This window comes from Kitasatospora sp. NPDC008115 (assembly GCF_042957205.1).
Lineage (GTDB): Bacteria > Actinomycetota > Actinomycetes > Streptomycetales > Streptomycetaceae > Kitasatospora.
Genome location: NZ_JBIBHU010000019.1, coordinates 67,511 through 77,766, shown reverse-complemented (window position 1 = coordinate 77,766; position 10,256 = coordinate 67,511). Strand labels below are relative to the sequence as shown.

Below are 10,256 nucleotides of genomic sequence, written 5' to 3'. Positions count from 1 at the left end.
TGCTGCGAATGGACACCTTCCTCTGGGGCGCACTGCCGTACATCGCGGCGGCGCTGCTCGTCTCCGGACTCGTCTGGCGCTACCGCTACGACAAGTTCGGCTGGACCACCCGCTCCTCCGAGCTCTACGAGTCCCGCCTGCTGAACATCGCCTCCCCGGTGTTCCACTACGGCATCCTCTTCGTGCTGGCCGGCCACCTGATGGGCCTGTTCGTGCCCGCCTCCTGGACGGACGCCGTCGGCCTGGACGAGCACGCCTACCACCTGCTGTCGCTGTTCGCCGGCTGCGCGGCGGGCTTCCTGGCGGTCGCCGGCATCCTGGTGCTGCTCTACCGCCGGCGCCGCACCCCCGCCGTGCTGCGCGCCACCACCCGCAACGACAAGCTGATGTACGTGGTGCTGCTCGCGGCCATTGTGCTCGGCCTGGTCGCCAAGCTGATGCACTCCTCGCTGGACTCCGGCTACGACTACCGCTCCACCATCGCCCCGTGGGCCCGCAGCCTGTTCACGCTGAGCCCGGACGTGAGCCGGATGGCGGACGTGCCGGTCGCGTTCAAGGTGCACGCCGTGGTGGGCCTGCTGCTGTTCGCCCTGCTGCCGTTCACCCGCCTGGTGCACATGTTCAGCGCCCCCGTGCAGTACCTGTTCCGCCCGTACATCGTCTACCGCGCCCGCGACCCCCGGCAGCCCGCCGGGGCCCCGGTGCGGCGCGGCTGGGAGCAACTCGACGACTGACTGTCGGTGGCGCGTGACACGATCCGTTCCGACCCGCACCACGTACGGAACGGAAGCCGACCGTGAACACCACCACCTCGTCGCCCGACCAGGCCGTCGAACTGCCCTGGGAGCGGTTCTGGCAGCTGATCGACCTGATCGGCGGCGAGCCCGCCGTCGCCTTCTGCGCCACCTTCGACGACGGCTGCGAGCGCCTGGCCGAGGCCCTCGCCGCCGGACCGGCCGAGGAGATCGTCGGCTTCGGCGAACGCCTCGCCGAGGCCCTCTACCGCCTCGACCGGCGGGAGTACGGGACCCAGCGGGCCGCGGACCCCGACCACCCGGACGACGCGCCCATGCCGCTGAGCGACGACGGCTTCCTCTACGCCCGCGCCGCCGTGGTCGCCTCCGGCCGCGCCGCGTACGAGCAGGTGCTCGCCGACCCGGCCGCCTTCGCGCGGTACTCCTTCCGCAGCGGCGAGCGCCTGCTCTACCCGCACGAGGACGCCTACGAGTCGGCGACGGGGGAGGAGTGGGATCACCTCACCCGGTACGACTACGAGTCATGCTCCAACAAGGAGGGCTGGCAAAAGATCTGACGATCCATCGGGGTTCGCCCGGGATGCGGCAGGGCACTTGGGGGACAGGGGTCTTTTCCGGCGATCGGCGCGCATTCCAGGGCAGCGCGCCGTGGGAAGGGGGAGGGCGTGGAAGGGGACAGACCGACCGAGGAAGCGGGGGACGGGCGGGCGGCCGAGCCCGCCGAAGCCCCGCGAGGCAGGCGGAGCCGGCGGGAGCTGGTCCTCTCGCTGCCCGCGCTGATCGTCACGACCGCCTTGGCGGGGGTCGTCTCCTGGGGCGTGACCCGCCTCACCGACGGGGCGGACTCGCTGGCGCGGAGCACACCGCCGCCCGCCACGGTCTCCGTCGAGACGAATCCGAAGAAGGTGGGCGCGTTCGGGGACCTGGCGATCCAGGGCGTGCTGCCCGCGGGCGCGGCGCCCACCACGGGTCCGGGCAACGGCTGCACCGGCTTCCACGACTGGCTGATGAAGAACGCCGGGACCGACGCCGGCGAGAGCAGGCTCCAGGTGACGGTGCAGGGCAACGCCGAGCGGCAGGTGCAGATCGCCAACGTCCGGGTGGTCGTCGCCTCCCGCGAGGCGCCGCCGCCTTCGGTCGGCGTCACGTGTCCGACGGCCGGCCAGGCCAATCTCCGCTTCCTGACCATCGACCTGGACAGCCCGCAGCCCCGGGCCATCTACAAGTCGGACGACGGCGCGCCGTTCGGCTTCACGGTCGAGTCCGGTGAGATCGAGACGTTCCTGATCTCGGCGACGACCGAACAGGCGCTCTACCAGTGGTACCTGGAGTTCGACCTGGTCTCGGGGAGCAAGCACACGACGGTGCGGGTCGACAACGGCGGGAAGAACTTCCGCACCGCGCCCGTGCCGAAGGCATCCGGCTGGTCCTGGGACTTCACGAGCACCTGGAGGGACAACGACTCCGACCAGACCCGTGCCGTCGGTGACCGGCTCGATCCGCCGGCACCGGGCGGGAGGGCCACGCCATGACCGGGGTCAGGGTGCGCACGATCACGCTGCTCCTGGCCTGCCTGGCCGCCATCGCCGTCGGCATCGGCGTGGCCCGCTGGCAGTCGGACGCCCCACCGGCCACCGGGACGGCCGGGGGCGGGCCGGACGACGCCCGCTACACGCTCGCCGAGGTGTCGCTGCCGGAGGATGACGCGGGGCGGATCATCGCGAGCGCCGCACTCGGCGAGAACCTCGTCCTGGTGGGCACCTCGAAGGAGCGCGTCTACTACGTCGACCGCGCCCACGGCGGGGTGGCCAAGCCGATGACCGCCACGCTCGGCCAGGTGCGGAGCATCCGGGTGTCGGCGGACGGCGGGACGGCCGCGGTGCTCAGCCAGGAGGGAGCGCTGCGGATCATGAACCTCTCCCGTGAGACCCCGACCGACCTCACCATCGACCCCCTCGAAGGGCCGGGCGCCCTGTCGCCGGGCGGTGACCTCTTCGTCTTCGGGAGCTTCGAGCTCACCGTGGTGGACGCGGCCGACGGCCGGACCAGCACCCTGCCCGAGAAGCCGGTCCCCGACGGGGGCCGCTCGGCCTACGAGGACTGGGCCGTGACCGGGGACGGGCTGGTCCGCGCGGCGAGCCTGGAAGGCGTCGACACCTGGGACCCCGCCGACCCGGACCGCGCCGGGGAGACGATCGGCTGCGCGTGCGAGGCCCGCAGCGTGCGGTTCAACGGGGACGGCAGCCTCGCCGCCTTCGGCACCGCCGACGGCCACGAGGTCGTGGTCGACCTCACGACCGGCCGGGTGCTCGCCGACAAGACGGTCGCCGTCGGCGACTTCACCATCATCTGGACGGCCACGGTCCTCGGCGACGGCCGCCGGGCGGCGGCCGGGACGCCCTCGGGCGTGGCGGTCTGGGACGTCGGGGCCCGCCGCACCGTCTGGGAACACACCTTCCCCGGCTACCGGGTGGAGGAGGTCGGCGCCGTCCCGAACAGTGACGCGCTCCTCATCAGGACCATCGCGAGGAAGGAGTCGGAGGGCGGCGGTGCCGCCGACAGCCAGGTGTGGATCGCCACCCCCGCCCCCTGACGGAAACCCGCTGGTGGCGCTCGCTCCGCCCACCGTAGACTCCGGTGCTCGTGACCGACACCAGCACCCCGCCCGACGCCCGCTCCGCCGCGCTCCGCCAGGACACGCCCGGCCAGGACACGCTCCGTCAGGACTCCGAGCTGATCGCGGCCGCCGTCGGCGCCGCCGGGCGCGGCATGATCGACCGTGAGACGGTCGCCGAGGTGGTCGCGCTCTGCGCCGTCGCCGGGGAGCACCTGCTGGTCGTCGGCCCGCCCGGCACCGCCAAGTCGCAGGCCGTGCGCCGGGTGGCCGGTCAGCTCGGCGGCCGCTACTTCGAGTACCTGCTCGGCCGGTTCACCGAACCCAACGAGCTGTTCGGCCCCGTCGACCTGCGCGGCCTGCGCGAGGGCCGGGTCGAGTTCGAGACGGCGGGCATGCTGCCCGAGGCCGAGATCGCCTTCCTCGACGAGGTCTTCCTCGGCTCCACCGCCGTCCTCAACACCCTGCTCGGCCTGCTCAACGAACGCGTCTTCCGGCGCGGCGGCACCGTCCTCGCCAGCCCGCTGCGGGTCTGCGTCGGCGCGGCCAACCACCTGCCGGAGGACCCGGCGCTCGCCGCCTTCGCCGACCGCTTCCTCGCCCGGGTGTTCGTCGAACCGGTCGCCGACGCCCGGCTGGAGGACCTCCTGGAGGCCGGCCGGCGGCCCGCCGCCGCCCTCACCGGCAACGGTGACCTGCTCGGCGCCCTCGACCGGCTCACCGCCGCCGCCCGCGACTGCGACCTCGACGGCGTCACCCCGCTGCTCGCCACCGCGCTGCGCCGGCTGCGCGCCGCCGGCGTCCCCGTCGGCGACCGGCGGGCCGTCCGCTCGCAGCGGCTGGTCGCGGCCGCCGCCGTCCTGGACGGACGGGACGCCGCCACCGCCCGCGACCTGTGGGTCCTGCCGCTGATCGCCCCCACCGCCGACACCCAGGCGCTGGCCCGCGACACCCTCGCCGACCTGATCGAGAAGGCCGCCAACACCTCGCTCACGCACGCCGCCGAGGAACTCTCCCGCAGCACGGCCGCCCGCGCCGAACGCCTCGCCCGTACCGGCGCCGCCCTGCTCGCCGAGCACCGCGGCCTGCCCGAGGGCCGCGACTCCCGGCTCCGCCTGGAGGCGGCGCTGCGCGAGATCGACGCCGGCTTCGTCCCCGCCGACCTGCCCGCCGCGCTCGCCGGCATACGCGCCGAACTCGTCGCGGCGGTCGCGCCCTCGTGACGTACCCGCCTCCGCCCGCCGTGGCGCTCACCTGGGAGCGCCGCGAGCCACCGCTCACCGCCACCGCCGTCCTCGCCGTCGGCGACGCCGTCCCGGCCCTGGCCGCCGCCACCCGCACCCGGATCACCGACGGCGCCAGGCTGGGCGTGCTCGCCGACGACACCGCGCTGCTCGTCCTCGGCGCGGAAGCCGACCTCCCGTGGTCGGACGGCGCCCGCTACCTGGGCCGCGACGGCGACCTGCTCGTCCCGACCACCGCCCGCCCCCGGCCCGCCCCCGCCCTGTGGCGCGCCGCGCTCGGCGCCGAACCCGGCGACCTCTGCGCGCTCACCCCCGGCCACGCCCTCGTCGCCGCCCCGCCGGCCCCCGCCACCGACCCCGAGGCGCTCACGCCCTACACCCGGCGGGCCGAGCGATGACCGCCCCCCGGCTGCCGGCCGGACTCGCGCCCTGGGCCGCGGCGCTTTCCGCGCTCACCCCCGAACTGGCCACCGCACTCGGCCCGTTGCTGCGCCGTCTCGACGCGCTCATCGGCGAGCGCGAGCCGGTCGCCGACGGGCCGGGGGAGCCCGACGGCGTGGGCGGGCTCGGCCGGTCCGGCCGCCCCGACCAGCTGCTGCCCGCCGAGTGGCTGCTCGCCGAGGAACACCCCGACGAGTTCCTGCGCCGTTACGTGGACCGCGAACTCCTCTACCTGGCCCCCGAGTTCCGCACCACCAAGCCGCGCGGGCGGACCGTCGTGATGGTGGACGCCGGCCCCTCGCAGGCCGGCGCCGGGCGCCTCGTCCAGCTGGCCGCGCTGCTCGTGCTGCACCGCCGCGCCACCGCCCGGGGCGGCGAACTGCTGGTGGGCGTGCTCGGCGACGAGCCCGTGCACTGGTTCGGCGGCGAGCCCGCCGATCTGCTGCCCGCCTGGCTCGCGGCCCGCCGCACCGCCGAACCGACTCCCGAGGACGTGGAGTTCGCCGCCGCCACCCTGGACGCCGCGGACCGCGCGTGGCTGCTCACCTCGCCCCGGCTCGCCGACCGGTTCCCCGGCCGGCCCAGGGTCCTGGGAAGCGAACCGGCCCGCTGGGGCCCGGCGGGCGCCACCCACGTCACCGTCCGCCTGGAGCGCACCGAGTTCCAACTGCCGCTACCCGCCCCCGACATCGCCGTCCGGGCGCTGCGCGGCGCGGAGTTCCGGCGCACCGGCCCGACCGCGGCCCCGCCGACCGAGGCCTCGGCGGCCGGCCCGCTCGGGCAGTGGCTGCCCGCGTTCACCACCGAGGCGCCGTTCCTGCTCGCCCGGGGCCGGCACGCCGGAACGCTCTTCGCCATGGACGTGCGCGACGTCGAGCAGCGGCACCCGGGCACCGGGCAGTCCAAACTGCACCGGTTGAACGGCCAGGTGATCGCCGCCGGGCGGACCGGCCGACGGCTGATCACCCTGAACCTCCACCGCGGCCGGGTGGTCCGCCACGTCATCGGACGCCCGCTCGCCGGGCCCGCGGAACTCTCCGTCGACCCGGCCGGACTCGGCCTCGACGAGGGGCTCGCGGCGCGGCTGGCGACCCGCCCCCTGCTGCCGCTGCTGCGCGCCGGGGACGACCTGCTGGCCCCGGTCGCCGGCCGTTGGCGGCGGATCGCCCCCGACGGCGTGGTCACCGACGACGGGCCGGTCGGCCGGGGCACGGAACGCGAGCGCGGCTTCGACCGGTTCCGCGAACTGCGCCTGTTCGACCACACCCTCCCGCCGGTGGCCGTACGGGCGCGGCACCTGCTGCACGCGGACCGAACGGCGGCCTGGTCGGAGGACGGCAAGGTGTGGACGGCGCGGAACCCGCGCGGTGACGAGCGGCGGCTGTCCTTCCGGGAGAAGGCCGAGGTGATCGGCCTGGTCCTGGACGGCCTCGAACCCGCGCTGATCACCTGGTCGTCCAAGGGCGGGGTGGTCCGCGCGATCCGCGCCGACGGCGTCCGCACCCTGAACCGGTTCTCCGGCGGCGCCACCGCGCCCGCCGTACACCCCACCCTGCCGCTGATCGCGGTCGAGTTCCCGTCCGGGTGGCTCGTGGTCGGCAACGCCAACACCGGCCGGACCCACGATGTGATCAGGAGTCATGAGTGAACGCCGCGGGCTTCGTCCTCGACGTGCCGTTGATCGGTGCGGCCGAGGCGGCCGATCGCGTCCTGGCGCTCTGGTGCGAAGGCGCTCGGCTGCGTGAACTGCCGGACGGCCGGTGGCTGTTGACGCTGCCCGAGCCGGTCGCGACGCGCGCCGGGCGGGCCCCCGGGCTGCCGCTGGAGCGCACCGGGCGGAGGGCGCTGGCCGGCCCCGGGGTCTCGGCCGGTGCCGGCGACCCGGGTCAACTCGTGCTTTTTCAGGCGGGCATGACGGACACTCATTTCGTTGGTGAGCTGCCCGAGGTGGACCCGGCCGGCTGGCTGCTGCCGACCGGCCTCACCGTGCACCGCCCGCGCCCGCTCGGTGTTGCCCCGGCACCCGAGGCGGCGCCCGTCGAGGAGTCGCTGCCGGTACCGCCCCGCCCCGATCTCAGGGCTGCCGCCCGCATCCGGCCGACCTCCGAGCGGGCCCGGCGGCTGACCTCCGACGAACCGCCCGCCTCTCGCGCACGGTCGAGGCGGCGGCGGCGCGGTCCCGAGATCGCCATCGACCCGCGCACCGCCACGGTCATCGTCGTCCTGATGATCGTGCTTCCGCTGTCCCTCCTGCTGCTCTACGGCTTCGGACTGATCGACGACAACGGCATCGACCCGGGCGGCGTGGTGTTCGCGGCGGCCGTCGCGGCCATCGCCTACGCGGTGCTCTTCGGCAGGCCCGCGGCCGGCGGCGGAGAGCGCGGAGGCGGCGGCGCGGCCGGCGGTTCCGCAGAAGCCGCCGAAGCAGCCCGCGCCGCCGCCTCGCGCCGACCCGGCCCTCCCTGGCTCGGCGACCTGCTCGCCAGGCTCGCCCTGCGCACCCCCGCCGCCCGCCTCCTCCACGGGCGGCACGCCCGCTACCTGCGCGACCTCACCCGCGCCTTCGAACAGCACCGCTGGGACGACGCCCTGCGCGACGCCCTCCCGCTCGCCGCCGAGCAGCGGGGTGGCGCGACCGCGCGGGTCTGGCTCTCCCTCGCCCTGCCCAAACGCTTCACCGGCGCCCTGCGCCCCACCCCGAACGAGGGCGCCCCGGCCTCGGTCACCCCGTTCAGCGGCCCCACCGCCTACCAGCACCTCCGCGCGCTCTACCGCGACGCCGCCGAACGGCTGGAGCGGCAGGGCAGGATCGACGAGGCCGCCTTCGTCCTCGCCGACCTGCTCGACACACCTGCCGAGGCCGTCGCCCTGCTCGACCGGCACGACCGCTGCGCCCAGGCCGCCGAACTCGCCGAGGGCCGCAGCCTGCCGGCCGACCAGGTGGTCCGCCTCTGGTGGCGGGCCGGCGAGCGCGAGCGCGCCGTCCGCACCGCCCACCGCCGGGGAGCGTTCGCCGCCGCCGTCGACCGCCTGGCCACCACCGACCCGCAGGCCGCCCGCGCCCTGCGCGCCGCCTGGGCCGAGCACTGCCGCGCGGCCGGCGACCGGCTGGGCGCCGTCGAGGCCGCCTGGCCGGACACCGAACTGCGCCCGACGGTCGCCGCCGACCTGCGGGACGCCGTCGCGCTCGGCGGTCCCGTGCGCGGCCGGGCCCTGCCGTACCTGCTCGCCCTGGGCGCCGGCGACGCCACCCGCTCGCTCGCCCGCGCCGTCCTCGACGGCGACGGCGACCCGCACACCACCGGCCGCTCCGCCCTGGTGAGCGCGCTCGCCGACCTGTCGGCCGCCGATGAGGCCACCGACCGTGAACTCGCCACCGCCGCCGCCCGGGCCGCCGTCCGCGACGGCGGCTTCGGGAGCGGTCCCGGCGGCGGCCCCGGCGTCGCGGCCGAGAAGGCCCTGTTCGACCGACTGCTGCGCCGCGCCGACCCGTTGACCGCCGCCGACCTGCCCCGCCCCCGTCCGCTGCCCCGCCTGGGCACGGCCGCCCCCGCCTGGACCGCGGCCGACCGGCCGGGCACGCTCCCGGTCCTGGACGCCGCCCTGCTCGACTCCGGCTCCCTGCTGGTCGCCTGCGGCCAGGCCGGCGTCCGGCTGCTCGCCCCTGACGGCCGCACCCGCGCCCGCTGGGACACCCCCGCCGACCGGCTGGTGCTCGCCGACCACGGCGGCAGCGCCCTGCTGGTCGAGCACCACGGCCCGGAGCTGCGCGCGTTCACCCACCTCGACCTCGCCACCCGTTCCGTCCGCCCCTGGACCACCCTGCGGACCCGGCACCACGCGCCGTCCTTCGACGGCCGGCACCTGCTCGCCGAGGACGGGGGCGCCCTCGTCGTCCTCGACACCCTGACCCCGCGTCCGACCCTGGTGTGGCGCGAACTCGGCGGCGAGCAGCGGCTGATGGGCGGCATCGCGCGCACCGCGGACGGCTGCGCGGCCGTCGTCCGCTCGCCGCTGCCGGACCGCTCGGCGCTCACGGAGGTGTGGCGCTGGGACCTTCCCGGCTGGGAACTGCGCGGGCGCCTGCGGGTGGACGACACTCTGGCCGACCTGCCCCACGACGCGGTCGCGCTCTCCACCGGACAGCTGCTCGCCACCTTCGCGGAGGAGACGGACGACCACACCCTGCTGTGCTGGACCTCCGAGCTCCCGGACGCCGAACTGCGCATCGACGGCCGCGCCTCGGAGGGCCCCGCCACCGATGGCGACCACTGGGCGCTCACCGTCCCGGAAGGCCCGGACCTGCGCGTCCACGCCGGCACCGGCCGGTCCTCCGCCCCAGCGCTCGGCCTGCACGTCCCCGCAGCCTCCGGCCCCCGGGTCGGCGTGCGCCGGCACGGCGGCACCGTCACCTACTGGCACCGCTCCGGCCGCGTCCTCGCCACCTCCGCCGACGGTTCCACCCTCCTCGTCAACCTCCGGGTGACCACCGGCTGAGAGCGGCATTCGGTGAATCCCCGACCCCCGGGAGGACTACCCTACGAACACGCGCCGCTACCCATTGCGGCCGGCTGAGGAGGACTCCCATGTCGTCACCCTGTGACCCCGCCTACGCCCGCGCCGGAGATGTGGCCACCGCCGTGCTGGTGATGGACTCGCGCCTCAAGGCCATCTACGACGGCAAGAGCGGCGTCGACCCCGAACAGCAGCGGCTGGCGGACGAGTTCGCCGCCTCCATGGGCCCGGCGGAGGCGGACGCGCTGCTGGACGGCGTCTGCACCCTCATCTACATGTACATGGAGTGGCTGCGGAAGCTCTGCGAGGAGCACGACAAGGACGTCGTCGAGCACATGGTGCCCACCCTGATCTCCACGATGCGGATGATGCCCAACACCTTCCGCCGCGAGATCGTCCCCACCATGGCCGGCCTCCTCATCGCCGCCGGCATCGGCCTGAGCCCCAACCTCTGGCGCGCCCAGTACGGCGACTGGACCCGGGCGGAGATGAACCCGCTGGAGGCCACCGCGGTCATCCTCGCGGAGCACATCAACCGCATCGTCGGCGAGGACCAGGAGTTCGCCACCCGCCTGATCACCAACGCCCTCGCCGTCACCGACGACAACTGACCTCACCACCCCGCACGGAGCCTGCAAGGCGGCTTGCAGGCTCCGGCCGCGATCGGCCGTCGGCCCGCCGAACCCG

General features: G+C 75.6%; 9 protein-coding genes. All 9 read left to right on the top strand.

Going from position 1 to position 10,256, the window contains the following annotated elements; all coding sequences use genetic code 11:
• The first annotated feature begins 8 nt into the window (after window positions 1–8).
• A complete protein-coding gene (gene narI / locus ACFZBX_RS23530) occupies window positions 9–734 on the top strand; it encodes a respiratory nitrate reductase subunit gamma (RefSeq protein ID WP_391535751.1) in 726 nt (241 codons plus the stop codon).
• A 62-nt stretch (window positions 735–796) separates the two neighbouring features.
• A complete protein-coding gene (locus tag ACFZBX_RS23525) occupies window positions 797–1,312 on the top strand; it encodes a DUF4240 domain-containing protein (RefSeq protein WP_391535750.1) in 516 nt (171 codons plus the stop codon).
• A gap of 108 nt (window positions 1,313–1,420) precedes the next feature.
• Window positions 1,421–2,287: a hypothetical protein gene (locus tag ACFZBX_RS23520; RefSeq protein ID WP_391535749.1), complete on the top strand. Its 867-nt coding sequence runs from the start codon at window positions 1,421–1,423 to the stop codon at window positions 2,285–2,287.
• Complete coding sequence (locus ACFZBX_RS23515; RefSeq protein ID WP_391535748.1) at window positions 2,284–3,348, top strand: WD40 repeat domain-containing protein; 1,065 nt, start codon at window positions 2,284–2,286, stop codon at window positions 3,346–3,348. Before ACFZBX_RS23520 ends, ACFZBX_RS23515 begins: the two co-directional genes overlap by 4 nt.
• Window positions 3,349–3,398: 50 nt before the next feature.
• Window positions 3,399–4,592: an AAA family ATPase gene (locus tag ACFZBX_RS23510; protein ID WP_391535747.1), complete on the top strand. Its 1,194-nt coding sequence runs from the start codon at window positions 3,399–3,401 to the stop codon at window positions 4,590–4,592.
• Window positions 4,589–5,011, top strand: a complete 423-nt coding sequence (locus tag ACFZBX_RS23505) for a hypothetical protein (protein ID WP_391535746.1) — start codon at window positions 4,589–4,591, stop codon at window positions 5,009–5,011. The genes ACFZBX_RS23510 and ACFZBX_RS23505 overlap by 4 nt, the downstream gene beginning before the upstream one ends.
• Complete coding sequence (locus tag ACFZBX_RS23500) at window positions 5,008–6,702, top strand: hypothetical protein (RefSeq protein ID WP_391535745.1); 1,695 nt, start codon at window positions 5,008–5,010, stop codon at window positions 6,700–6,702. Before ACFZBX_RS23505 ends, ACFZBX_RS23500 begins: the two co-directional genes overlap by 4 nt.
• Window positions 6,699–9,551, top strand: coding sequence for a bpX6 domain-containing protein (locus ACFZBX_RS23495; RefSeq protein WP_391535744.1), 2,853 nt, complete (start codon window positions 6,699–6,701; stop codon window positions 9,549–9,551). The genes ACFZBX_RS23500 and ACFZBX_RS23495 overlap by 4 nt, the downstream gene beginning before the upstream one ends.
• 89 nt (window positions 9,552–9,640) lie before the next feature.
• Window positions 9,641–10,180: a hypothetical protein gene (locus tag ACFZBX_RS23490; protein WP_391535743.1), complete on the top strand. Its 540-nt coding sequence runs from the start codon at window positions 9,641–9,643 to the stop codon at window positions 10,178–10,180.
• The last annotated feature ends 76 nt before the right edge of the window (window positions 10,181–10,256 follow it).

Excerpts from the sequence above, each read along its gene's own strand:
- narI (WP_391535751.1), top strand. The coding sequence starts at position 9 with ATGGACACCTTCCTCTGGGGCGCACTGCCGTACATCGCGGCGGCGCTG.
- ACFZBX_RS23515 (WP_391535748.1), top strand. The coding sequence starts at position 2,284 with ATGACCGGGGTCAGGGTGCGCACGATCACGCTGCTCCTGGCCTGCCTG.
- ACFZBX_RS23500 (WP_391535745.1), top strand. The coding sequence starts at position 5,008 with ATGACCGCCCCCCGGCTGCCGGCCGGACTCGCGCCCTGGGCCGCGGCG.
- ACFZBX_RS23490 (WP_391535743.1), top strand. The coding sequence starts at position 9,641 with ATGTCGTCACCCTGTGACCCCGCCTACGCCCGCGCCGGAGATGTGGCC.